At 67.1% G+C, this 23828-nt stretch carries 22 protein-coding genes and 1 pseudogene; 10 read left to right on the top strand and 13 right to left on the bottom strand.

Translation table 11 applies throughout. The annotated features are described in order from the left end of the window. Nucleotides 1-76: 76 nt before the first annotated feature. A complete protein-coding gene (locus ACVWZ8_RS11545; RefSeq protein WP_426979176.1) occupies nucleotides 77-484 on the bottom strand; it encodes a VOC family protein in 408 nt (135 codons plus the stop codon). Nucleotides 485-632: 148 nt separating this feature from the next. Beyond that, nucleotides 633-2744, bottom strand: coding sequence for a phenylacetic acid degradation bifunctional protein PaaZ (paaZ, locus tag ACVWZ8_RS11540; protein WP_456504710.1), 2112 nt, complete (start codon nucleotides 2742-2744; stop codon nucleotides 633-635). A 158-nt stretch (nucleotides 2745-2902) separates the two neighbouring features. On the opposite strand from paaZ, the gene ACVWZ8_RS11535 reads away from it, so the two are divergent. Continuing rightward, nucleotides 2903-3319 carry a PaaI family thioesterase gene (locus ACVWZ8_RS11535; RefSeq protein ID WP_426979178.1) on the top strand — a complete coding sequence of 139 codons (417 nt, stop codon included), beginning with the start codon at nucleotides 2903-2905 and terminating at the stop codon, nucleotides 3317-3319. Between the two features lie 76 nt (nucleotides 3320-3395). On the opposite strand, the gene ACVWZ8_RS11530 is transcribed toward ACVWZ8_RS11535, so the two are convergent. Both ACVWZ8_RS11530 and ACVWZ8_RS11525 read right to left on the bottom strand, forming a co-directional pair. Beyond that, complete coding sequence (locus ACVWZ8_RS11530) at nucleotides 3396-5930, bottom strand: S1 family peptidase (RefSeq protein ID WP_456504709.1); 2535 nt, start codon at nucleotides 5928-5930, stop codon at nucleotides 3396-3398. A 4-nt stretch (nucleotides 5931-5934) separates the two neighbouring features. Continuing rightward, nucleotides 5935-6660 (bottom strand): tyrosine-protein phosphatase, encoded by a 726-nt coding sequence (locus ACVWZ8_RS11525; protein WP_456505942.1) that lies wholly within the window; start codon nucleotides 6658-6660, stop codon nucleotides 5935-5937. A gap of 299 nt (nucleotides 6661-6959) precedes the next feature. On the opposite strand from ACVWZ8_RS11525, the gene ACVWZ8_RS11520 reads away from it, so the two are divergent. Beyond that, nucleotides 6960-7796: an SGNH/GDSL hydrolase family protein gene (locus tag ACVWZ8_RS11520; protein WP_456504708.1), complete on the top strand. Its 837-nt coding sequence runs from the start codon at nucleotides 6960-6962 to the stop codon at nucleotides 7794-7796. Here ACVWZ8_RS11520 and ACVWZ8_RS11515 read toward each other — a convergent pair. The 6 genes from ACVWZ8_RS11515 to ACVWZ8_RS11490 all read right to left on the bottom strand — a co-directional run bounded on the left by ACVWZ8_RS11515 (nucleotide 7793) and on the right by ACVWZ8_RS11490 (nucleotide 12774). After that, nucleotides 7793-8416: a GNAT family N-acetyltransferase gene (locus ACVWZ8_RS11515; RefSeq protein WP_456504707.1), complete on the bottom strand. Its 624-nt coding sequence runs from the start codon at nucleotides 8414-8416 to the stop codon at nucleotides 7793-7795. The two genes, ACVWZ8_RS11520 and ACVWZ8_RS11515, sit on opposite strands and share 4 nt — an antisense overlap. Nucleotides 8417-8449: 33 nt before the next feature. Continuing rightward, complete coding sequence (locus tag ACVWZ8_RS11510) at nucleotides 8450-9349, bottom strand: 3-hydroxyacyl-CoA dehydrogenase family protein (RefSeq protein WP_456504706.1); 900 nt, start codon at nucleotides 9347-9349, stop codon at nucleotides 8450-8452. A 2-nt stretch (nucleotides 9350-9351) separates the two neighbouring features. Continuing rightward, nucleotides 9352-10191 carry an enoyl-CoA hydratase/isomerase family protein gene (locus ACVWZ8_RS11505; protein WP_426979183.1) on the bottom strand — a complete coding sequence of 280 codons (840 nt, stop codon included), beginning with the start codon at nucleotides 10189-10191 and terminating at the stop codon, nucleotides 9352-9354. Then, the gene (locus ACVWZ8_RS11500) at nucleotides 10191-11420 is read right to left on the bottom strand and encodes a thiolase family protein (RefSeq protein ID WP_456504705.1); all 1230 of its coding nucleotides are present in this window, start codon (nucleotides 11418-11420) and stop codon (nucleotides 10191-10193) included. Before ACVWZ8_RS11500 ends, ACVWZ8_RS11505 begins: the two co-directional genes overlap by 1 nt. A 179-nt stretch (nucleotides 11421-11599) precedes the next feature. Then, the gene (locus ACVWZ8_RS11495; RefSeq protein WP_426979185.1) at nucleotides 11600-12289 is read right to left on the bottom strand and encodes a pentapeptide repeat-containing protein; all 690 of its coding nucleotides are present in this window, start codon (nucleotides 12287-12289) and stop codon (nucleotides 11600-11602) included. Continuing rightward, nucleotides 12289-12774: an SRPBCC family protein gene (locus ACVWZ8_RS11490; RefSeq protein ID WP_426979186.1), complete on the bottom strand. Its 486-nt coding sequence runs from the start codon at nucleotides 12772-12774 to the stop codon at nucleotides 12289-12291. Before ACVWZ8_RS11490 ends, ACVWZ8_RS11495 begins: the two co-directional genes overlap by 1 nt. 125 nt (nucleotides 12775-12899) lie before the next feature. Here ACVWZ8_RS11490 and ACVWZ8_RS11485 point away from each other — a divergent pair, with 125 nt between their 5' ends. Beyond that, the gene (locus ACVWZ8_RS11485; protein WP_354185878.1) at nucleotides 12900-13076 is read left to right on the top strand and encodes a CsbD family protein; all 177 of its coding nucleotides are present in this window, start codon (nucleotides 12900-12902) and stop codon (nucleotides 13074-13076) included. Nucleotides 13077-13469: 393 nt separating this feature from the next. Here the strand turns inward: ACVWZ8_RS11485 and ACVWZ8_RS11480 are convergent. Both ACVWZ8_RS11480 and abc-f read right to left on the bottom strand, forming a co-directional pair. Beyond that, nucleotides 13470-14931, bottom strand: a pseudogene (locus tag ACVWZ8_RS11480) (amino acid permease). Between the two features lie 263 nt (nucleotides 14932-15194). Next, nucleotides 15195-16850 (bottom strand): ribosomal protection-like ABC-F family protein, encoded by a 1656-nt coding sequence (gene abc-f, locus ACVWZ8_RS11475; RefSeq protein ID WP_456504704.1) that lies wholly within the window; start codon nucleotides 16848-16850, stop codon nucleotides 15195-15197. Between the two features lie 252 nt (nucleotides 16851-17102). On the opposite strand from abc-f, the gene ACVWZ8_RS11470 reads away from it, so the two are divergent. From ACVWZ8_RS11470 to ACVWZ8_RS11450, 5 genes are all read left to right on the top strand, one after another. Further along, nucleotides 17103-17864 (top strand): CPBP family intramembrane glutamic endopeptidase, encoded by a 762-nt coding sequence (locus ACVWZ8_RS11470; protein WP_456504703.1) that lies wholly within the window; start codon nucleotides 17103-17105, stop codon nucleotides 17862-17864. Nucleotides 17865-17934: 70 nt separating this feature from the next. Then, complete coding sequence (locus tag ACVWZ8_RS11465; protein ID WP_456504702.1) at nucleotides 17935-18375, top strand: VOC family protein; 441 nt, start codon at nucleotides 17935-17937, stop codon at nucleotides 18373-18375. A 21-nt stretch (nucleotides 18376-18396) separates the two neighbouring features. Beyond that, nucleotides 18397-19350, top strand: coding sequence for a 1,4-dihydroxy-2-naphthoyl-CoA synthase (locus tag ACVWZ8_RS11460; RefSeq protein ID WP_456504701.1), 954 nt, complete (start codon nucleotides 18397-18399; stop codon nucleotides 19348-19350). A 23-nt stretch (nucleotides 19351-19373) separates the two neighbouring features. Further along, entirely contained in the window at nucleotides 19374-20513 is a 1140-nt protein-coding gene (locus ACVWZ8_RS11455) for an AMP-binding protein (protein WP_456505941.1), read from the top strand. Nucleotides 20514-20561: 48 nt separating this feature from the next. After that, a complete protein-coding gene (locus ACVWZ8_RS11450; RefSeq protein WP_456505940.1) occupies nucleotides 20562-21443 on the top strand; it encodes a 1,4-dihydroxy-2-naphthoate polyprenyltransferase in 882 nt (293 codons plus the stop codon). Between the two features lie 62 nt (nucleotides 21444-21505). Here ACVWZ8_RS11450 and ACVWZ8_RS11445 read toward each other — a convergent pair whose 3' ends face one another. Beyond that, complete coding sequence (locus tag ACVWZ8_RS11445) at nucleotides 21506-21814, bottom strand: DUF4229 domain-containing protein (protein ID WP_456504700.1); 309 nt, start codon at nucleotides 21812-21814, stop codon at nucleotides 21506-21508. 118 nt (nucleotides 21815-21932) lie between these two features. Between ACVWZ8_RS11445 and ACVWZ8_RS11440 the strand changes: the two genes are divergently transcribed. Both ACVWZ8_RS11440 and ACVWZ8_RS11435 read left to right on the top strand, forming a co-directional pair. Continuing rightward, the gene (locus ACVWZ8_RS11440; protein ID WP_426979195.1) at nucleotides 21933-22367 is read left to right on the top strand and encodes a PLD nuclease N-terminal domain-containing protein; all 435 of its coding nucleotides are present in this window, start codon (nucleotides 21933-21935) and stop codon (nucleotides 22365-22367) included. 250 nt (nucleotides 22368-22617) lie between these two features. Beyond that, nucleotides 22618-23613: a hypothetical protein gene (locus ACVWZ8_RS11435; protein WP_456504699.1), complete on the top strand. Its 996-nt coding sequence runs from the start codon at nucleotides 22618-22620 to the stop codon at nucleotides 23611-23613. Nucleotides 23614-23828: the final 215 nt, after the last annotated feature.

The raw sequence follows: 23828 nt of genomic DNA, 5'->3' as shown, positions 1-23828 counted from the left end.
CGGCCGGACACAGAAGAGCGCCCCGGCTCGAGCCGGGACGCTTTGTCCGCCGGTGCTGAGCGTTCAGATCTCCGTGTCAGAGCTGGTAGTCAGCCTGCGAGGTGATGTTCTCGTGAACGCAGAGGATGTTGTGCTCCGAGTCCATGAACCAGGCGCACTTCTCCGAATCCGTTGTACAAATGTGGTTCTCGGTCTTGAGATCCGGGAGGTCGTAGTCCTGGAACTGGACTCCCTTCGATTCCATCTCCTGGACCGTCTTCTCGATCCCGTCGACCTCGAAACTCAGGGTCGTGTGCTCGGAATGCTTTCCGTCCCTGACAGGCATGAGCTGCAGCATCGGGCCGCCCTCGCTGCCGAATAGTTCACTTCCGTCGTCCGCCACTCCACGGTGCGGGAGACCCAGCGTGTCGGCATAGAAATGCCGGGCGCGCTCTGCATCATCGACTGGCAGGACTGTTGTGGCTTTGTTCAGTACTAGGGTCATTTCGCCACCTCCTACGTTGAAAATTTTACGCCGGAGCAGGGTAGAAAGAGCCTGTCAATATACGCGCTGAGGTGAGACTTCGCGCCCATGCTCGCGGGGCAAAGTCAAAGGGCGCGAAGTCTCACCTCGGCGGCAGCGCACGGAGTGGTTATTTCTCTACGAGGGTGAGGACGTCGTAGCTCGCCACGATCTCGTCGTCCTGGTTCGTCAGGACGGCGTCCCAGGCTACCTCGCCATACTCGTCGGTCTCGCGCGGGGTGATCTTCTTGGCCGTCAGCGTGACCCGGATGGAGTCACCGGCGGCGACGGGGGTGATGAAGCGCAGGTTCTCCAGGCCGTAGTTGGCCAGGACGGGGCCCGGTGCGGGCTCCACGAAGAGTCCGGCACCCCAGGCCAGCAGCAGGTAGCCGTGCGCCACGATGCCCGGGAAGAACGGGTTGGCCGCGGCGGCCTCCTGGTTGGTGTGGGCGTAGAAAGTGTCGCCGGTGGAATTGGCGAACTTCGTGATCTCGTCCAAGGACACCTCGCGCAGCCCGGAGCGGATGGCGTCGCCGATGTGCAGGGTGCCCAGGGACTTCCGGAACGGGTGCTGGCCTTCGGTGTCCAGGGTGAAGTTCCGGTCCGCGCCGGTGTGCCAGACTCCGGTGACGGCGGTCAGCATGTTGGGCGAGCCCTGGATGGCGGTGCGCTGCATGTGGTGCATGACCGAGCGGATGCCGCCGAGCTCCTCGCCGCCGCCGGCACGGCCGGGACCGCCGTGGACCAGGTGCGGGACCGGGGAGCCGTGCCCGGTGGAGCTGCGGGCGTCCTCGCGGTTGAGCATCAGCACGCGGCCGTGGTGGGCGGCAATGCCGGTGACGAGTTCGCGGGCAACCTCGGGGTCGTTGGTGCAGACCGAGGCGACCAGCGAGCCGCCGCCGCGGGCGGCGAGGCGGACGGCGTCGGCCAGGTCCGCGTAGCCGATCACCGAGGACACCGGGCCGAAGGCCTCAAGCGAGTGGACCTCCTCGGCTTCCGGATCGGCCCAACTCAGCAGCACGGGGGACATGAAGGCGCCGCCGTCGACGACGCCAATGCTTCCGTCGGCGCTGGTGACCTTCGGCGAATCGAGCGTGCCGTACGCCAGCTCGCCGCCGGCGTCGAGCATGGCCTGGACGGCCGCGCGGACATCGGCGAGCTGCTCACGGGAGGCCAGGGCACCCATGGTGACGCCCTCGGCGCGGGGGTCGCCCAGCACCACGCGTTCCCGGATCCGCTCCCCCACGGCGGCAACGACGTCGGACACCAGTTCCTGCGGCACGATCGCGCGGCGGATGGAGGTGCACTTCTGGCCGGCCTTGGCGGTCATCTCGGTGACGAGGGACTTGATGAAGGCGTCGAATTCCGGCGTGCCCTTGACTGCGTCCGGGCCCAGGATCGCGGCGTTCAGGGAATCGGTTTCCGAGGTGAAGCGGACCCCGCCCTTGACCACATTGACGTGGGACTTGAGCGTGTTCGCCGTGGAGGCGGAGCCGGTGAAGGCCACGAGGTCGCGGTAGTCGAGGTGGTCCAGCAGGGTGCGGACGGAGCCGGAAATCAGCTGCAGCGAGCCCTTGGGCAGGATGCCGGATTCGTCGATCGCCTTGACCACGGCCGCGGCCACATAGCCGGTGGGCGTGGCAGGCTTGACGATGGTCGGCACGCCGGCGATGAAGGCCGGGGCGAGCTTCTCGAGCATTCCCCAGACCGGGAAGTTGAAGGCGTTGATCTGTACGGCGACGCCCGGAATGCGCGTGTAGATGTGTTCACCGGCGAACGAGCCGTCTTTGGACAGCACCTCCATGGGACCGTCCACCACCACCTGGGAGTTCGGCAGTTCGCGGCGGCCCTTGGAGCCGAAGGTGAAGAGCACGCCGATGCCGCCGTCGATGTCGATCATCGAGTCGGTCTTGGTGGCGCCGGTCTGGGCCGAGAGCGCGTAGAACTCGTCGCGGCGGCCGTTGAGGTACTGCGCCAGCTCCTTGAGCTTGAGCGCGCGCTGGTGGAAGGTCAGTTTGCCCAGTTCCGCCTGCCCGGTGGTGCGTCCGTAGTCGACGACGGCGGCGAGGTCCAGCCCTTCGGTGCTGACCCTGGCCAGGAGTTCGCCCGTGCTGGCGTCCAGGACGGGCGCCGCCCCGGCTGCGGAGCCGGCGTCGGGGGTCCACCAGGAGTCCCTGATGAAGCTGGGAACGATCCCCACAGTGTCTACTGTGGATTCCGGGGCAGTTGCAGTGATGGTCATCGTTGACGGGTCCTTCCAACGCGGGGCAAGATCAACACGGCCAGAGCATTACTGACCGTCCGTTCGGTAATATGTCTACAGTACATGAATGAGGCCTGCCGCACACTAGCTGCGGCGGCACAGACCGGCCTGAACCATCCGGCCACAGAGGAGAAGCCATGACGCCCGAGCCGCGGAATGCCGAGCTTTGGAAAATCACGCTCGGCGAACTGGACGAGAAGATGGGCGTGAAAATCGTCGAGGAATCCGTCGAGCGGGTTGTCGCGACGATGCCGGTGGAAGGAAACCGGCAGTCCTTCGGCCTCTTGCACGGCGGGGCGTCGCTGGCCGTCGGCGAGGCGGTGGGCTCCTGGGCAGCCGTCATTCACGCCAGCACGCTCGGGAAGACGGCGGTGGGCGTGGACGTCTCGGCGACGCACCACAAGTCGGCCCGCGAGGGGCTCATCACCATCACGGCCACGCCCATCCATCTCGGCGGGACGGTGACCACACACGAGGTCCTGATCACCAACGAGGCCGGCCAGCGGCTATGCACCCTGCGGATTACCAACCTTCTGCTGGACCGCAAGGCCTGACAGCGTTTACCCGCCGGGGTTGACCCGCCGGGGTTTACCCGCCGGGGTTGACCCGCCGGGCAAGCGCCGTTTGCCCTTACCCCTGCAGCGCCGCGATTGTCCGCCGGCGCCGGCCGAGCAGGAGGAGCACCCCGCCCAGCAGGAGCGAACCGGCCGCCAAGCCGGCCGTCGGCAGGATCGAACCCGCGCCAGTGTTGGCCAGCTGACCGGAGGTGCCCGGAGTTCCGGCCGGAAGAACCGCGGCCGGACCCGGAGCGACAGAAGCTCCCCCAGCGGGAGCCGCGGGTGCCTCTGGAGCACTGATGATGAAGGTCCTCACGAGCGGGTCAGACGCCACGCCGTCGACCGCCTGGCTGGCGGAAAGGGTGTGGGCGCCGGGAGCCAGGTCCGCCGGGAACGGCACGCTCCAGCGTCCGCCGCCGGCAGTGGCGGCGCCCGCCGGTGCTCCGTCGATCGTGACGCTTACCTCGGAGCCGTCCAGGCCCGTCCCGGAGATGGTCGCGGGAAGCGACTCCTGTTCGAACTGCGCGCCCTCACGGACCGTGGAGACCGCTGGTGCCGGCGGGGCGACGGTGAAGCTTCGCGTGGCGGAGGGGCTGTCCACGTGCCGGGGGGACGTCTGCACCGCCGTCACCATGAGCCGGCCGTAGACCGGTTTCCCGGTCAGCCTGATGCTCCACCGGCCGTCCGGCAACACTGTGCCCATGCCGGTGGCGTCACCGGAAAGCTGGACTGTCAGCCCGGGCGTACCGGTCCCGTCAACGCGGTCCACACCGTTCAGGGCAGCCGCTTCTGCGGGACTGGTGATAGCGGGCGCGTCCAGGTCCGAGACGCTGATCGAGAGGGATGCCGCGCCTGACCGGCTGAACCCGTTCACTGTCTCCGCAGAAAACCGCAGCGCCCCGGTGGACGATGGCGCCGGGAACGACCAGTTCCCGGCGGCGTCTACCGGGACCTCAATCGGCGGACCAGCGGCCTTGCCTGCGATCGTGATGCGGACTTTCGAATTGGCGGCCACGGCAGAGGCGGGTGCCGCCGGAACGTGACCGGTGACGGGCTGCCCTGCCGTGACCGTCTGGTCCGACGGCGCCACCAGCTCAGGCTTGTTGAGGAAGACCTGGAGCTGCACGCCGCCGGGAATGTGGGAGAGGGAGTCCTCCAGCGTCGTGGCAATGGCAAAGTTTTCGGTGGCTCCGGCACCGTCGCCCGCGGAGTGGGTCCCGACCGCAAAGTTGCCGCTGATCCAGGGTCCGCCCGAGTCTCCGCCGCTGGACTGGACGTCTTTGGACAGGAAGCCCCGGAAGGCCCGCAGGTCGGCGGGATCAGGGGTGGTGCCCCCGACGACGTAGATGCCAAGCTCCTGCACCGTGCCACAGGACCAACCGGTGGTCCGTCCGGAGCGGCACACCTGCTGGCCCTGGAAAGGCGAGACCGTTCCGATGATCTTGACAGCCGTGGGGCCCGGGTCGACGGCGGCGCCGGGAGCCCAGACCGTCGCGGCCGGCTGGACATGGACGCCCTTCCGGAGGGACTCAACTACGGCAATGTCGGTCCCGACATTGCCCGGCTTGTTCTCATCCCCGGTGATCCACGAGCTCTGGGCGCCGCCGAACTGGCTGAAACCGAAAGTGCCGAGCGCCGCGTAGGGAGGAGCCGGCGCCGTCGTTCCGGACGCCGGTGCCGAGCTCCGGGGCTCGATGCCCGCGGTCTTGGCCCTGCCGTCTTCAGCGCAGTGACCCGCCGTCAGCACCACCGGGTCGCCGGCAGGACTGAACGCCCCGAAGCCCGCAGAACAGATGGCGTTCCGCTCGGTGACGTACCCCTGCCCGCCGAACACGTCCTCCTCCGTGGCAATGGGTGAGCCTTGTTCCAGGGCAACGTTCGCGTAGCGGGCAACGAAGGCGGCCGGAGAGACCTTGCCGGGTGCCGTGGCGGTCGGTGCCATCTGGCTGCCGGGTACGCCGGCCAGGATGGCTCCGGCCGACAGGCCGGTTTCGGCCGCGTTGGCCCCCCCGGTGCGGATGACGAAGCGGCCGTCGGTGTAGGCAACGGCCTGCAACCCGGTGGTCCCGACTTCGCGGACAAAAGCCTGGAAGAGCTGCTCTGTGCTCGACGCCACCAGCTCAGCGGCTGTGGCAGCCACGGGCACCACCGCTCCGGCCGCGGGCGTTTCCGAAGGTGCCGGGGTAGGTGCCGGGGTAGATGCCGGGACGGCCGCGGGGGCCACCAGGACGAAGTTTGCCGGACCGGCATGGTTCAGCTCGTCCACCCGGGACTGCAGCTCGGCGCCGGCGCCTTCAACCACGATGCTGCCCTTGCTCAGCCTGGTCGACACGTAGCCGGGGAGCGTCCGCAAGGTGGGCAAGGCGTCGGCAGCGCGCCTGGCCTGTTCGCCTGCGGCATTGAATTCGCCAAGCGTCATGCCTAGATCCCGCCGGACGGCCTGCGCGAGGCCGGCATCGCTGGGGGCCGGCGCGCTGGGGGCGGACGCCGTCGTCGCGGGTTCCGCTTCGGCGTCGGCGAGCGCCGGTACGGCGTAGAACGAGCCGGCGAGGGCGAGGGCGGCAGCTGACACTGCCCGCAGTACCAGCTGAATCTTCGGAGTCTTCACCCGGCTACCTTATCTGTCTACATCTGCGCATTTTCGCCAGGATGGCCGCGACCTCCCGGCGCGTCACACCGTTGCCGCGCAGGAACTCCTCCGTTTTCAGGGCGCGGACGAACTGCAACAGGCTTTCACCACGCACTCCGAGCAGCGGTCCCAGCACCTCTTCGGGCAGGTACCGCTCGTGCGGATGAGGCGTTGCCGACCGCCGGTGGTGCTCATTGATCCCCCGCATCGAGCGCTGATAGCCCCGCACAATTGCTTCCTCGCTGTCTCCGGCGAGGTCCTGGAGCATGGCGGCGATCATCCCGCTGCGGTCCCGCCCGGCCGAGCAGTGGATCACGACGCCGCCGTGCGCCGCCGCAACTTCCTGGAACACCCGCACCAGTTTGGCGGGGAAAATCCGGGCATTGTCGGCGTACGAGGCGGGATTGTTCAGGTACGGACCGCAGAGCTGCCGGAATTCGCTGTTGTCAGGGTCTTCCGTGGGAGCCAGCACGACGTCGAACGCCGCGAGCGCCGCGGCACCCACCAGGGGATCTGTTTCCCGGCGCATCCTCTCGTCCTCGTTCCGGAGGTCAATGACCGTACGGATGCCGGATTCGTAGGCCTGCTGCCAGCCCGCTTCGGTGAGCCATTCCCGGCGCCCCATCCGGAAGACGACGCCGCCAATGTGCCAGGCGTTGACCGCTCCGTCCCAGTGCACTGCCCCGCCCGTCCCAACTGCTGCGGGCATCCGCGCCGCTCGAGGCTGCATGATGTCGCCGGCTTGGCCGCCGGGCCCGGCAGGAATCGTCACTTCGAAAGCTAACCACAAGACCAAAAGGCGCACCACCATGGGGTGAGCCCACGGTCACGAAACCTGCGAAAGTAGGGACCATTGACCCGGGGACGGCTGGACCCCCACGGGTAGGGTGACACCGAGCCCGGCCTTCGCCGGGCTCATTTTTCAAGCGGAGCCCGCCGCCGGCACTAACGCGGCGTCTCCGGCACGGCCATTGAACCTGCTCTCTACGCGCCACTAAGGGGAACACCATGGGAACTCTGAAACTCCGACGCCGTCGCGCAGCACTGGCTGCCGGCCTCGCCACTCTGGCTATCGGTGCGGGCCTCGCTGCGGCGCCGGCCCACGCTGCGCCCCGCCGAAGCGCGATCGCGTACGTTGCGCTCGGCGACTCTTATGCCGCGGGCCAGGGAGCTGAGCACTACACGGATACAACCGCTCCTGCGTGCTTCGTGAGCAAGAAGGGATACCCGGTCCTGGGCGACCGAACTCCGGACGTGGAGCTCGTTGCCAACCTGGCTTGCAGCGGGAAGACGACCCAGGACGTCATCGACTTGCAATTGCCCCGTCTGACGCCGACGGCCAAACTTCTGACGATTACGGCCGGTGGCAACGATCTCAATGTCGGCGCCGTGGTGGTCGCGTGCGGGGGCGGTCTCCAAAGCCCGGGCTGTGGTCCCGCGCTTCAGACGGCTCAGGCGAACCTCGCCCTGATCCCGGAACGGGTCGGCACCCTCATCCTGGCCGCCCACGCCGTTGCTCCTGAGGCAAAGATTGTTGTGACGGGCTATCCGCACCTGTTCGAACCCAGCATCGACGCCCTACCGGCCACGGCCAACACCTTCGTGGACGCCCTCAACGCGTCGATAGCCGGCGCGGCAGCAGCGACATCGAGGCTAGGAGTCAACACTCAGTATGTGGATGTGACTCCGGCCTTCGCCGGACACGGTCTCGGCTCAAAAGAGCCGTGGATCAATTTGGACCTGAGCGATGGGCTGACCCCCGACGACTACCACCCCAACGCCAAAGGTTACCGCTCCGGCTACTTCGAATCGCTGGAAGCTGCGGGCGTCTACACCGCGCCCTAGCGTCGCTTGGCGAGCCGGAACTCCAGCGCGTTGCGGACCATCGGCCATTCGTGTTCCAGGATGGAAAACACCACGGTGTCCCGGAGTGCTCCGTCGGCCGAGCGGCTGTGGCTGCGCAGCACACCGTCCTGTTTGGCGCCGAGCCGTGCGATGGCCTCGCGGGACTGGTGGTTGAGCCAGTGCGTCCGGAACTCGACGGCCGGGCAGCCGAGCGTCTCGAAGGCGTGCGCCAGCAGCAGCAGTTTGGAGTCCGGGTTGCTGCCGCTGCCGTGCGAGGACGCGGCGTTCCAGGTGGAGCCGATCTCCACCCGGGGCGTTTCGGCGTCGATGTTCATGTAGGTGGTCATGCCGATCACCTTGCCCGGTCCGCCCGTGGCGGGTTCAATCAGCCTCGTCGTGAACGGCAGCATGGAGCCGCGTTCCTGGAGAGCCAGGCGCCGGCTGATCTCCGCCGCCATCCCGTCCGGGGAGGGCACTCCGGTGTACCAGAGTTTCCACAGCTGACCGTCCCGGATCGCGTCCACCAGTCCATCGTGGTGGTCCTGGCTCAGCGGTTCGAGGACGACGTACCGGCCGGTGAGGGTGATCGGTTCAAGGGCGGGTCCGTGGAGGGAAGTCACCGGATCATCCTAAAGGCGGCTGTGATGAACAGGTCAGTCGGCCCAGTCGAAGAAGCCTTTGCCGGTCTTGCGGCCCAGCTCGCCGCGCGCCACTTTGTCGCGCAGGATCTGCGGCGGCGCAAACCGCTCGCCGAGGGTGGAGGCAAGGTATTCGGCGATGCCCAGGCGGACGTCCAGGCCCACGATGTCGGTGGTCCGCAGCGGGCCGGTGGGGTGCTTGTAACCGAGCACCATGGCGTTGTCGATGTCCTCTGCCGAGGCCACCCCCTCTTCCACCATGCGCATCGCCTCCAGGGCGATCGCGACGCCAAGCCGTGAGGACGCGAAGCCCGGCGCGTCATTGACGACGACGGCGGTCTTGCCGAGCGCCTCGACCCAGCCGCGCGCGGCCCGGGCCAGCGGCCCGGAGGTGTGCTCGCCGAGCACCACCTCGATCAGCGATGACGCGGGCACCGGGTTGAAGAAATGCAGGCCCAGGAAGTTCTGCGGCCGCTTCAGCTCGCGGGCCAGGCCGTTGACCGAGAGAGACGAAGTGTTGGAGGCGAGGTACGCATCGGCGGCCAGGCGCTCCTCGATCCCGCGAAGCGAGGAAACCTTGAGGTCCCAGTCTTCGGGCACGGCCTCGATGACCAGCTGGCGGTCCTTGAAGTCGTCGTAGTCCACCGTCACGGAGAGACGGGAGACCATCTCGTCCAGGTTGCCGTCCGTGGCGCCGCGCTCGATGCTCTTGGCTGCTGCCGATTCCACCCGCTCGCGGGCAGCCTCGGCCGATTCCTCGTCGCGCTCGACCACGAGGACGTTGGCCCCGTTGATCAGGAAAGCGTGGGCGATGCCGGCCCCCATGCGGCCGCCGCCGAGGACGCCGACGGTGGCGGGAAGGTTATCGGCGGGAAGGTTCGCGGGAACGTTCGCGGGGAGTGCGGGGCTGCTCATGTCTACTTCTTCCGGTCTGACGTCGTGGCTGGCGTCGTGGAGGGCTTCGTGTCCGACGTCATATCGGACTTCTTGGCTGACTTTTTATCCAGGAAAGCCTGCATCCGGTCGAACTTGGCCTGGGATTCGAAGAGGATGCCCTGGGCCAGCTGGTCGATCAGGGGGTGCGACTCGGCCGGGGCGTGGAACACGGACTTGGTGATCCGTACCGCGAGGGGATCCTGCCGGGCGATCCTGTCGGCGAGGGCGTGGGCTGCGTCCATCAACGCGGGCGCTTCATGGATCTCGGTGATGAGGTTGACGGCGAGGGCCCGCTCGGCGCGCAGCACAACGCCGGCGAGCAGGATCTCCTTGGCCACGGCCTCCCCCACGAGCTCCTTCAAGCGCCAGCTGGCGCCGGCCGCGGCGAGGATGCCGAGTCCAGTCTCCGGGTTCCCGATCCGCACGCCGGGCGTGCCGATCCGGAAGTCCGCGGCATAGGCCAGTTCGGCGCCGCCGCCCAGGCAGAAGCCGTCCAGGGCCGCGATGACAGGCAGCGGGAGCTTGGCGATCCGCACGAAGATGGTGGAGTTGATGCCCTGCAGCGCGTCGTCCCGCCGGCGCTCGCGCAGCTGTCCGATGTCCGCCCCGGACGCAAAGACGCCCTCCGTGCCGGCGATGATGAGCACCTTGGGAGTCTGCTCCAGGGCTGCGCAAACCTGGTGGAGTTCGTCGACCATCTGCTGGTCGATGGCGTTGCGGACCTCGGGGCGGTTGAGCAGCACCACCAGCCGGTCCTCGCGCTCCTCGATCTTCAACGTGCTGAAGTCGTCCGGGTCGAGCCCCGTGCGGGCGGCCGCCACTAGACGCGCTCCAGCAGCATCGCGGTGCCCTGGCCGACGCCGATGCACATGGTGGCGAGGCCGATCCTGGCGTCTTCGCGTTCCATCCGGCCGAGCAGGGTGATGGCGAGCCGCGAGCCGGACGAACCCAGCGGGTGTCCCAGGGAGATTGCGCCGCCGTCGCGGTTCACAGTCTCCGGGTCCAGGCCGAGCCGGCGCATGCTGGCGAGTGACTGGGTGGCGAATGCCTCATTGAGTTCGACGGCGCCGAGGTCACCGACACTGAGCCCGGTCCGGGCCAGCACCTTCTGCGTGGCGGGGACGGGGCCGATGCCCATGATCTCGGGCTCGCAGCCGGCGGAGGCGCCGTCGACGATGCGGGCCCGCGGCGTCAGGCCGAGCTTCCTGATCGCCGCTTCGGAGGCCACGATGATGGCGGAGGCGCCGTCATTGAGGGTGGAGGAGTTGCCTGCGGTGACGATCGAGCCGCCGGCGACGACGGGGCGGAGACCGGCGAGCACGTCCATGGTGGTGCCGGCGCGGGGGCCTTCGTCGGTGTCCACGACGGTCTCGCCCTTGCGGGACTTGACGGTCACGGGGACGATTTCCGCGGCGAAGCGGCCCGCGGCGATGGCGGCGAGGGAGCGTTCGTGGGAGCGGACGGCGAACGCGTCTGCGTCCTCGCGGGAGATGCCGTCCACGCGGCCGACTTCCTCGGCCGTTTCCGGCATGGAGAACGTCATTTTGCCGTCCCGGGAAAGCCCGCCCTTCTTGAACAGCGGGTTGACGAAGCGCCAGCCGATGGAGGTGTCGAAGATTTCGCCCGGCTTCGCGAAGGCGGTCCGGGGCTTCTCCTGCACCCAGGGGGCGCGGCTCATGGACTCGACGCCGCCGGCGATCACGATGTCCGCGGCGCCGGACTTGATCATCTGGCTGGCCATGATGATGGCGCTCAGGCCGGAGGCACAGAGCCGGTTTACCGTGATGCCGGGAATGTGCAGGGGCAGTCCGGCCAGGATGGTGGCCATCCGGGCCACGTTGCGGTTTTCCTCGCCGGCGCCGTTGGCGTTGCCGAGGATCACCTCGTCGATGCTGTCCGGGTCGACGCCGGCACGGACCACCGCTTCGCGGACCACCAGGGCGGCCAGGTCATCGGGGCGGACGGCGGAAAGGGCGCCGCCGTAACGGCCGACGGGAGTCCGGGCACCGCCTACGAGAAATGCCTGCGGTCCTGCAACTGCTGATGCCATGGGTACACCCTTCACGCGATAAACGTCTCTGTCATCGAAAATCTGCCATCGAAATCTGTCATCAAAACGAACTGTCTGCGGCGGCAATCAGCGTCGACCGGCTCAGCGCCAATTTACCGACCGTTCGTTCTATAAAGATTACACGGCACGGCAAGGGGGTCAACCAGACCCCCGCAGGGTTACACGACGACGACGCCGAGGTGGCTGGCCAGCAGCGGGGCCAGCAGGGTGAGCTGGTAGTCGTCGATCACGAGGCCGGCGAGACTGCCCAGCCCGCTGAGGATGCGGAAGTCCGTGCCGCGGAGGTCGAAGTCCCTAAGCTTTGCGCCGCTCACGTCGAGAGTGCCGATGGTGCAGTTCTTGAGCACCACCCGGGTTGCTGTGGCGGATCCGAGGTCCAGTTCGCCGATGATGCAGTCGCTGATCTGCACGTCGGTCAGTTTGGAGCCGCGCAGGTTCAGGTAGTCGAGCTTGCCGCCGTCGATCCGCACCGACTGCCAGCCGCTTTCATAGAGTTCGGCGGAACCCCAGCGGGGGTTGCCGATCTCGACGTCGCGCAGGCTGCTCCTGGCCGCCGTGAACACGGGGGCGTACAGCTCCGAGAGGATGCAGTCGCGGAACGTGGCACCGCGCAGCTGTGTCTCATTGAAGGAGACGCCGGCAAACTCGCATTCGGCAAAGTCCGTTCCGCTGAGTTCCAGCCCGTCGGCGACCGCGCGGCTGTACCGGACGCCGTCGTACCGCTCCCCGCGCTGGAAGTCCGGGGACGGGTCGTCCCGCAGCTCTTCCAGCCGGACCGGCGTGAGCCGCGGGGCCGTGACCTTGGGCGCCTTGGCGGCGGTGCCGGATGCCCTGGAAGCAGCCGCCATCAGAGCGACTCGGCTTTGGCCGCGATTTCCGCCAGGTCCTTGGCGAGGGCTTTGCGGGTGATGCGCATTCCGATCGCGCCGAAGACGGCCATCATGACCTTGCTGAGCCGCGTCGGCTGGACCACCTCGGCGCCGAACGTCAGGGTGAGGTCCGTTCCGCCGTCACGATCGGCCAGCACGAAACGGGTGGTGTAGTCGGCACCGCCCTGCAGCGCCTTGACCGTGGTGCTGCCGGCAGCACCCCCGGCAGTGCTGGGCGAGGGAGGCTCGCTTTGGGACACCCACATTTCCACTGTTTCCGCGCGCCGCATCATGGTGCGGGTTTCCTTCCAGCGGGTGCCTTCGGCGTAGGGCCCCTCGGTGAGCATCTGGATCGAATCAATGCTGGACAGCGTTGCGGCCGATCCAGGGATGTCCGAAATGACCGCCCACACCTTGTCCGCCGGGGCATTGATGTGCTGGGTAAGGCTGGTTTTGTGGTCCATGGCTTTGAGCCTAGCCGGAAGCTCGGACCTTGAAACCCCCTGAAACCCCTTGAATTAGTAAGCATGCTTTGTGTTATGGTGAAACAACGTTGAATTTCAACCGGAAACGAAAGGTGGTTCGCACCATGGGTATCGGAGACAAGATTCAGAACGAAGCAGAGCACCTCGGCGGCAAGGCCAAGGAAGCTACTGGAAACGCCACTGACAACGACCAGTTGCGCGCCGAGGGCCAGAAGGACCAGGTCGTCGCCGACGCGAAGAAGGTCGGCGAAAACGTCAAGGACGCCTTCAAGAAGGATTGATTTTCGAGAACCGCGGCGTCGGACTTTCCTTTGGGGGAGGTCCGACGCCGCTTTTTTGTGCCCGGGGGTTGCGATTCGCCACAGATGGCCACTATCCCACCCGGATAGCGGCCATCTTCGTCACTTCGGGGTGAACCCGGCACATCCATGGCCTCCCCAGTGACCCGCAATGGCTCCAAGGCAATGATTCGCCACAGATGGCCGCTATCCCGACCGGTTAGCGACCATCTTCGTCACTTGGATGCGGCGTTGGCGCGACCACGGCCCTTGAGGCATGACGCGGCGGCGACTCCGGCCCATGGGTGCTCACCGCGGCGACGGCTTAAGCGAGCGGCGGCGGCCACCTTGCGAAGGTGACCGCCGCCGTCGTCGTGTCTGCTTAGTTTTTTGGAACTAGCTGAAGAGCTCGCTCTTGGGCTCGTTGTTCTTGACCTTCTGCCAGCCAAACCACAGCAGCAGGGCGAAGAACGGGATGGTGGCCAGCGTCCACAGTCCAAGGTGGAACACCTCGCCGGTCTTGCTGGTCATCGTGTCGAAGCCGATCAGTACGGTGATGGCCAGCAGTGCGATCAGGCCGGCCCAGCTGGTCCACGGCGAACCCGGCATCGGCAGGCTGGAGACCTGGCCCTTCTGGTGGCGCAGCGCGATCTGGCTGGCGAAGATGGCGCCCCAGGTGAAGATGACGCCGATGGAGGCCGTGTTGAGCGCGAGGTCGAAGGCGTGCGAGCCGCCCAGCCAGATGTTGAGCATGATGCCCACGAGGTAGAACGCGGCGATGGCGAGGATCGCCATGTACGGCACGTGGCGTGAGGACATCTTCGTGAGCCACTGCGGGGCGTGGCCGTTGTTGGCCATGGTGCGGAAGACGCGGCCGATCGAATAGAGGCCGGAGTTGCAAGAGGAGAGCGCGGCGGTGATGAACGATCATGTTCATCACGTCGCCCACCCAGCCAAGACCCATCTGGCCGAACACGGTGACGAACGGCGACACGCCGGCCTTGTACTGGTCCGACGGCAGCAGCATGGCCAGCAGCAGGACGGAACCGACGTAGAACACCACGATGCGGAGGACGACGGCGCGGATCGCCTTGGGCACTTCACGCTTGGGATTCTGCATCTCGCCAGCGGTGATGCCGACCAGTTCGATGCCGTTGTAGGCGAAGATGACGGCGTTCAGGACGAGGACCATCACGAGGGCACCCTTGGGGAACATGCCGCCCTCGTCGTGGAACAGGTTCGCCACGGAGGCGTGGCCGTTGCCCACCTGGGCGTTCGTGACCACCATGAAGGTGCCGACGGTGAGGAAGATCAAGATGGCGCCGACCTTGAGGCAGGACGCCCAGAATTCAAACTCGCCGAACGCCTTGACGCTGAGCAGGTTCACGGCGACCAGCAGCGCGAGCGCGGCAATGGCGGACGCTTCGACCGGCACGTTGGGGAAGAAGAACTGGAAGTACAGGCCGATTGCGATCAGTTCCGCGATCCCGGTCATGCCCCAGTTGATGAAGTACATCCAGCCGGAAATGAAGGCGCCCTTCTTGCCGAACATTTCGCCCGCGTAGCTGACGAAGGAGCCCGAGGTCTGGCGGTACATGATGAGCTCGCCCAGCGCCCGCATCAGCAGGTACGCGATGACGCCGGCGATGGCGTAGGAGAAGATCAGCGCCGGGCCGGTCGAGGCCAGACGTCCGCCGGCTCCCATGAAGAGGCCGACGCCGATGGCGCCGCCCATGGAAATCATGGTGACGTGGCGGCCGCTCAGGGTCTTCTTGTAGCCCTCGGCGCTGAGGGTCGAGTCGACGGCGGTGGATTGCTCCGGCGCGCTCTTGAGTTCTGTGGGGGTAAGTGATGGCACAGCGGTTCCTTGTAGGTCGGGGTGTTGCCGGGACAGGACCGTGGATTCGGGTACATTCGGGTTTTGCCCCGGTGGGGCAGGAATGTGTACCGAACCTCACAAGGTCAAAGCTTCGCGCGGCTCATCCATCGTACTAGAATTCAGGGCTTGACCGTGACGCGGGCAACACCAGACGGGTGCCATCCCTAATTAATGACGCCCAATCGGCAGAATGGCCGAATAATATTCAACTATGACCCCGAATATCCCGGCGTTTCCGTCAGCTACGCCAGGGCTCCGTCCCGCATGGCATACCGGAGCCAGGTGCCGGCGCCGTGCCCGGTGCGGTTCCCGCTGCTGTTTACACTGGCGCAAGTGCTGAACCACTCCCCCAGCGCGCGGTCGTGGCTGACCATGACCAGTGTCCCTGCGAAGTCCGAAAGTGCCGCTTCAAGCTGTTCCACCAGCACGGGCGCCAGGTGGTTGGTGGGCTCATCCACGAGCATTGTCCCGAACCCGCCCAACAGGAGCCGGGCGAGCGCAAGCCTGCGTTGTTGTCCTGCGGAAAGGCTTCCCACCGGGACGTGGAATTCGGTGGTCCGGAAGAGCCCCAGGCGCAGCAGCGCCTCCGCGTGCTCATCGATGTTGCCGCCCAGGCCCGAGGCAAAAGCGGGCAAAAGACGCAACCCCGGGCGCTGCGGAAGCTCCAACTCCTGCTGCAGGTAACCGATCCGGCCGTGCGTCACCACGGTGCCCTTGGCGGGTTCCAGCGTGCCCGCGAGGACAGAGAGCAGCGTGGACTTGCCTGCGCCATTGGGACCCGTGATGAGGACCTTCTGGCCCGCCTCCACCCGGAAGTCCGTTGGTTCCAGGCGGCCGGGCACCGTCACTCCCTTCGCTTCAAGAGCGGGTCCCGCCGCAACGTCCGCCCGCAGATCCGTCGCCAGCCGCAGGGGCACCGGCGGACGGTCAATGGGGTTTTCCTCCAGCCTGCGCAGACGCTCCTGGGCATTGCGAACCTTGCTGGTGGCCGCCTTTTGCCACGTGCCGGCCTTGAAGTCGAACCCCATTTTGTCGCCGTCGCGTTTGCGGGCGTAGCCCATCTTCCCCGCGACCGTGTCCGCCTGGAGCCGTTCGGCAGCCATCGCGTCCTGCCACCCGTGGTACTGCTGCGCCCAGCGCTGGCGTTCAGCAGCCTTCTCCCTCAGGTACCCTTCGTAGCCGTTGCCATACCGGTTGACCGTCCGGCGTTCGGCGTCCACTTCAATCACGGTTGAGGCCACTTTGCGCAACAGCACGCGGTCGTGGGAGACCACCACCACGGTTCCGCGGTGCGCCGCCAGCCGCGCCTCCAGCCAGGCCGTGCCGCTGGCGTCAAGGTGGTTGGTGGGTTCGTCCAGGAGGAGGATGTCCGCGGGATCGGCGAGTACGCAGGCCAGTGCCACGCGTTCCTGTTCCCCGCCGGAAAGCGAACCCAGTGTCCGCATCCGGTCCAGCCCGCCCAGGCCAAGCCGGTCCAGCGCCGCCTCCACCCTGGATTCCGCGGCGTAGCCTTCCCTGAGCTGGTACTGCGTCTGCAGGTTTCCGTAGCGCTCCAGTTCGTCCGCTTCCGCGCCGGCAAGCCCGTCCTCCAGACGGTCCAGCTCGGCCTCCAGTGCGCGGAGCGATTCCAGTGCGGCGTCGATCGCGTTGCTGACGGTGAACTGATCAGGCAGGCCGTGGGTCTGGGCAAGGTAGCCCACGCGGCCGTGGCTGACGGCGGTGCCCTCGTCCGGGGCCTCGAGCCCGGCCAAAATCCGGAGCAGCGTGGATTTGCCCGCCCCGTTTTCGCCGACGATCGCCACATGTTCGCCGGCTGTGATGGCAATTTCGACGCCGGCAAACAGCTGGCGGTCCCCGTAACCATGGGATACGCCCGAAAGGCGGAGATGTTCGCTCAAGGAGTCCTCGCAAGTAGGTGCCCAGCCTGCCCGGCGGCGGCTTGCGTCGTCAAGTTCACCGCCGCCGGCCAATACTGACGTGCGTGCCGCCGTCGGCACGTGCCGCCGTCAGTTGGCGGCTCAGGCGGCGAGCACAACCGCCTTCTTGCGCCACGGGTTCGGACCGTGATTTCGGCGCACTGAAAAGAAAATTTAGGCGTCCCGAATATTGTACTTGACCGTGCCACACTTCCTCGGCGCTAGGCTGGTGGCATGGGCAATGCTCTCCGCACACCACCGGCTCCACGGCCGGATCTTTATCGCGCCTCCCGGCTCGATCTCAGCACCGCCGGACTCTACGTGGCCGCGGTCGCATTCTTCACCGCGGCCGGCGATGTGTTGGCGCCGCTGCTGCTGCAGATCTCGCCGAACCCGGCCGTTGCGTCCTTTTCGGTGAACCTGATCTTCTACGGGACCACCGGCGTCCTGGCCCTGGCTGCGGTGCGCCGCGTCGCCGCGCGCGATCTCCGCGTCCTGGCCACGAGGCCGTGGTTCACGCTCCTCATGGTCCCGCTGGCGGTGGTGGTCATGATGATCCTGACCGCGTTCCTGGTCGTTATGAGCGGGCCGGTGCAGACATCGGCGAACCAGGCCGGACTGCAGGCGCTCATGCAGCAGGTCCCGGTCTGGCTGATGGTGCCTCTGCTGGTGGTCGTAGGCCCCTTCGTGGAGGAGTACATCTTCCGCCACCTGCTGATCGGCAAGCTGAGCCGTCGGGTCAACATCTGGCTCTGCTGCGCCCTGTCCGTGGTGCTGTTTGCGGCCCTGCACATCGTCGGCCAGGAAGACCTGACCCTGCCCGTGCTGATGCCCTACCTCGCGATGGGCGCCGTCCTGGTGTTCGTCTACGTCTGGACCGGCAAGAACGTGATGTTCTCCTATTTCGTGCATGCCGCGAAGAACCTGCTGGCCGTCTTCTTCATCTATGCCATCCCGCCCGAGGTCCTTGAGCAGCTGCAGCAGATGCAGGGCTGATAGCCAGGGAGGAGGCCGGGAATTCCACCGGGACCTACCGGCGGGGGCGCCGACGTCGTAGGTTCTTTCCATGACACTGAACATCCAGATCGCCGTCGACTGCGCGAATCCGCATGAGCTTGCCGATTGGTGGGCCAAGACCCTCGACTGGGCCGTGGAGCCGCAGGACGAGGGTTTCATCCGCTCCATGGTCGAGCAGGGCTTCGCGACGGAGGCGGACACCATGACCCACCACGGCAGGCTCGTGTGGGGTGCCGGGGCAGCCATCCGCCCGCCCGAAGAACTCGACGCCAAGTCGCCCGCCCGCCGCATTCTGTTCCAGACGGTCCCGGAAGAAAAAACCGTCAAGAACCGGATCCATTGGGACGTGAGGCTCGCGGGCGCGGACAAGGACGAGGTGCGCAGGGCCCTCGAAGCGCGCGGCGCCACGTTCCTCTGGACCGCCAGCCAGGGACCGCATTCCTGGCACACCATGGCCGACCCGGAAGGCAACGAGTTCTGCATCAGCTGAGCCGATTACTAGACTCGGACTGTGAGCAACGAAATCCCCGCCAAGGTATCCGACGTCTTTGACCCCACCCGGTGGCGCACCGTGTCCGGTTTCGACGACTTCCAGGACATGACCTACCACCGGCAGGTGGAGCGATCCGCGGACGGCACCGTGGTCCGGGACCTGCCCACCGTCCGCATTGCCTTCAACCGGCCCGAGGTCCGCAACGCGTTCCGCCCCGGCACCGTGGATGAGCTCTACCGCGCCATGGACCACGCCCGGATGACCCCGGATGTGGCCACGGTGCTGCTCACCGGCAACGGCCCTTCCGAAAAGGACGGCGGCCACTCCTTCTGCTCCGGCGGGGACCAGCGGATCCGCGGCCGCGACGGGTACCGGTATGCAGGGGGCGAGACGCAGGAAACCATCGACCCGGCCCGCGCCGGCCGGCTCCACATCCTCGAAGTCCAGCGGCTCATGCGAACGATGCCCAAGGTGGTGATCGCCGTCGTCAACGGCTGGGCGGCCGGCGGCGGGCACTCGCTGCACGTCGTTTCGGACCTCACCATCGCGTCCCGCCAGCACGGCAAGTTCAAGCAGACCGACGCCACCGTGGGCAGCTTCGACGCCGGCTACGGCTCCGCGCTGCTGGCCCGCCAGGTCGGCCAGAAAGCCGCCCGGGAGATCTTCTTCCTGGCCCGCGAATACTCGGCCGAGGACATGGTCCGGCTGGGAGCGGTCAACGAGGCCGTGGACCATGAACGCCTTGAGGAGGTTGCCCTGGAGTACGCCGCAGACATCGCCCGGCAGTCCCCGCAGGCCATCCGGATGCTCAAGTTCGCCTTCAACCTCGCCGACGACGGACTGGCCGGCCAGCAGGTCTTTGCCGGCGAGGCCACCCGGCTGGCCTACATGACCGACGAGGCCGTGGAGGGCAAGGAGGCCTTCCTGGAGAAGCGCGACCCGGACTGGTCCAAATTCCCGTACTACTTCTAAGGCGCCCCGTGACTTCCGCAGTTGTGAAGATCGAACCTGCCCTCGCGGCGCTGGCCGCTGCCCTCCGCGGCGAGGGACCCGCCGTCGAACTGTCCGTCGGCCCCGACGGTGCCCCGGCAGTTGAGCGGGTCGAAACGCCCGGGATCGAGGACGCCGCAGTCGTGGTGCGCACCTCCGGCTCCACCGGCACGCCCAAGGCGACGGTGCTGACGGTGGACGCGCTGGCCGCGTCCTCGATGGCCACGGCCGTGGCGCTCCAGGGCGAAGGCCAGTGGCTGCTGGCGCTTCCGGTGCAGTACGTGGCCGGCCTCCAGGTGCTGGTCCGCTCGCTCTTCGCCGGGACCCGGCCATGGGTGATGGACCTCGGCGGCCGGTTCACGCCCGAGGCCTTCACCGCCGCCGCGCTCGAACTGACGGACAAGATGCGGTTCACCTCGCTCGTCCCCACCCAGCTGCAGCGGCTGCTGGACTCCCCCTCGGCCGAGACCCTCGCGGTGCTCCGGCGCTTCAACGGGATCCTGCTGGGGGGCGCGCCGGCGTCGCCGGAGCTGCTCGCAGCGGCGCGCCAGGCCGGCGTCCGCGTGGTGACGACCTACGGCTCTGCCGAAACCAGCGGCGGCTGCGTGTACGACGGGGTGCCGCTCGACGGCGTCGAGGTCAGGCTGGCCGACGACGGCCGTATCCTGCTCGGCGGCGCCACCATCGCCGCGGGCTATTTGGATGCCCCGGAACTCACCGCGGAAACCTTCGTGGAGCACGACGGCGTCCGCTGGTACCGCACCAACGACCTCGGCGAGCTGGACGAGGCCGGGAGGCTCACCGTCCTGGGCCGGGCCGACGACGTCATCATCACCGGCGGCGTAAAGGTATCCGCCGCGCATGTGCAGGCGGAGCTGGAGCAGCTCGACGGCGTGCTGGCCGCTTTCGTCGCCGGCGTTCCCTCCGCCGAGTGGGGACAGGCCCTTGCCGCCTACGTGGCAGTGGCCGACAGCTCCCCGGAAGCCATCGCGGCCTTCACCGCAAGTGCCGCCTGGGCGCCGGTCCTGGGCCAGCTGGCCCCGAAGACCGTGCTGGCCGCCGGCGAACTGCTGATGCTGCCGAACGGGAAACCGGACCGGCTGGGCATGACTGTTCGGCTCAACGAGCTGCATCAGGGAAAATAGATGAGCCGGGCACTCCCGGCTTCGCCAAACCAACTCGAGGTACTGAACGTGGCAACAGCCGCTCAATGGATCCAAGGCGCCCGTCTGCGCACCCTGCCGGCCGCGATCGCGCCCGTGCTGATCGGCACCGCGGCCGCGTACGAGATGGACGGTTTCCGCCCGCTCAACGCCGTCCTGGCCACGCTGGTGGCCCTGCTGCTGCAGATCGGCGTGAACTACGCCAACGATTATTCGGACGGCATCCGCGGCACCGACGAGGACCGCGTCGGCCCGCTGCGGCTGGTCGGCTCCGGCGCCGCAAAGCCCGAGCAGGTCAAGTACACTGCCTTCGCCGCGTTCGGGCTGGCCATGGTGTTCGGGCTGACGCTGGTCATCATCACACAGAGCTGGTGGCTGATCCTGGTGGGTCTCGGCTGCGTCCTCGCGGCGTGGGGCTACACGGGAGGCAAGAACCCCTACGGCTACCTCGGCCTCGGCGACGTGTTCGTCTTTGTGTTCTTCGGGCTCGTGGCCACGCTCGGCACCGCCTATACGCAGGCCGGCCAGCTGAGCCTCGCCGCCATCATCGGCGCGATCGGCACGGGACTCATTGCCTGCGCCCTGCTCATGGCCAACAATGTCCGCGATATCCCGACGGACCGGAAAGCCGGGAAGAAGACCCTGGCGGTCCGGCTCGGGGACAAGCACGCCCGGGAAAGCTACGTACTGATGCTCGCCGTCGCGATCCTGCTCGTGATTGTGCTGGCGCCGACCCGGCCCTGGATGCTCACTGTGCTGCTGCTGATCCCGGCCTGCCTGATGCCGTCCTGGCTGATGATCGCCGGCCGCAGGCGCAAGAGCCTGATTCCGGTGCTCAAGCAGACCGGGCTGATCAACCTCGGCTACGCCGTGCTGTTCTCGCTGGGGCTGGTGCTGAGCCGCGGATTCTAGCGGCCCTCAGGCAGCTCGGGGCAGACAGCGGCCGGCAGTGCCTGCTTGAGGGACTCCTTGGTCTAAGAGTCCTTAGGCCGGCTGGCTTTGTGGACGGTGATGTCCGGGTGCTCATCGACGAGGCGGTCCTCGGCGTCGGCGTCGGCGACTTCACCTGCGCTGCGCAGCGGCTTCGCCTTGCCCGAGAACCGCTGGTGGAGCGTTGCTGCCGCCGCGTCGCGCTGCTTCTGGAAGAACAGGTAGCTGATGGCGAAAGCCATCATGCCGGCGCAGAGGACGGCCAGCAGCCATCCGAGCTGCAGGTAGACAAACAACGCGAACAATGGCGCGAACAACGCGAGCCGGATCAGGGAGTATTTCAGGAAAGCCACACTTCAAGTTTAGCCGTCCGGCCGTGGGCGCATCCCATCGGCGTACCCGGCGTCGCCGCTGCCTCCCGGCGGAGGCAGCGGCGACGCCGGAGACTCCCCCGGAGGCTAGACTGATTACATGCTCCGTGTAGTGGTCGCCGTCGCCGTTCTCGTCGTGTTTGTCTACGGACTCGTCGACGTGATCCGCACTGATGCCCGCCAGACCAGGGGCATTTCCAAGCCGGCGTGGATCGTCGTGCAGATTGTCCTGCCCGTGATCGGTGCCATCCTGTGGTTCCTGATCGGCCGCCCGCGCGGCACCGGCCCGGCTCCCGTTACGTACAGCCACCCCATCGCCCCGGACGACGATCCGGACTTCCTGCGCAACCTTGAGATCCGCCGCCGCAACCAGGCCGAGTCGGACCGGCTCAAGAAGCTCAAGGACGAGCTGGATGCCAAGGGGCGCAAGCTCGACGGCGGCGACAGTAGCCCCGGTGAGGGCCAAGGCTCCGAATCCGGCGAGACGCACGGCTCCGGCGACGCCGGCACACAGGGCACCGACGAGGTCAAATAGCACCTTCTGGCCCTCCCGGCAGGCATTCCCTTCCCCGGCACCCACGCCCGGCTGCGTCCGATCTGGGGCCGGGCCCTTCCCATTCGCCACCGACGGCCGCAATACCAGCCTCATAGCGGCCATCTCCGTCACATGGCCACCACTCAACCACGCCGGTGCATTGCTGCTCACTAGTCCGACTCCTCCCCCACACCCTGCCTGTCCTGTGGATAACCCCCGGCACCTCTACGAGTGGGCGCAGAATGCTCGTATGCGCCACCCCAGCGAGCTTCCCCCGCATCTTCGAAACCATCCCTTCACCGTGGCCGAGGCCCGCAATGCCGGGCTGGGCCGCCGACGGACCCGGGCTCGGGATCTCGTCAGCCCCTGTTACGGAGTGCGTGCCACGGCCGCCACCCCGTACAGTTTGCTGGAACGCGTGCATGCCCTCACTGCTGTGACCAGCGCAGTCGTGAGCCATCTGTCTGCGGCAGTGCTGTGGGGCTTCCCCCTGCCGCAGGCCTTGGAGAACCTGACTGTCGTCCATCTGACGAGTCGGCCGGGCCAGCGGGCTGTGCGGCGTAGGAACGTCGTGGGCCACGAGCACTCACTTGAACCGGAGGAGATCGTGGCTGGCGTCAGGGTGAGCTGCACCTCTCCACTGCGGACGTGGTTCGACCTGGCCGGCATGATGAGCCTCGATGACTTGGTGATTGCAGGGGACTTCCTGCTGCGGCGGAGGAACCCACTGACCACTATCGATGCACTGGACGCATTCCTCGCCGGGAAGCAGGGCAGGACGGGCTACCGGCGCGCTTTGCGGGCCAGGACCCTGATTCGCGCTGACACGGACTCCCCCAAAGAGACCGAACTCCGGCTGCTTCTGGTCCGCTATGGTTTGCCCGAACCTGGGATTAACGTCCCGATGTTCGACGAGACCGGCAGTTGGATCCAGGACCCGGACCTTTCCTATGAGCAAGAAAAGATAGCGATCCAGTACGACGGCGGTCATCACGCCAGTCCGGCCCAGCGTCGCAGCGATATCTTCCGGGATGAGAACGCCAGGGATGCAGGGTGGCGCGTCGTCGTACTGACCCAGTGGGATTTGACCCCGATTGCCCCTGGGATGGACCCGACTGCAGTGACCCGGGTGCGGGCGGCGCTGACCGAGCGCGGCTGGACCCCTGCCTCTGGCCTGAGGCCGAGGCGAAATCGCGGTGCTCGCGACGCCCGGCACTCATCTGACACGCCAAGCAGGGTTCCTTAGCGGCCTTCTGTGGCGAATCGCGAGGCTTCAGGGTGCAAGCGAACCAGGGTGCGGGCGAACCCGGCCGCCGGCGCTGACCGATGTTACCGAGCCCGGCTGGACCCCTGCCCCTGGCCTGAGGCCGAGGCGAAATCGCGGTGCTCGCGACGCCCGGCACCCATCTGACACGAATGGCCGCTAAGCGGGGTTCCTTAGCGGCCTTCTGCGGCGAATCG

Source organism: Arthrobacter sp. UYCu723, from assembly GCF_054059215.1.
Note: the sequence above shows the minus strand (reverse complement) of the source record. Positions and strands in the feature narration are given on the sequence as shown.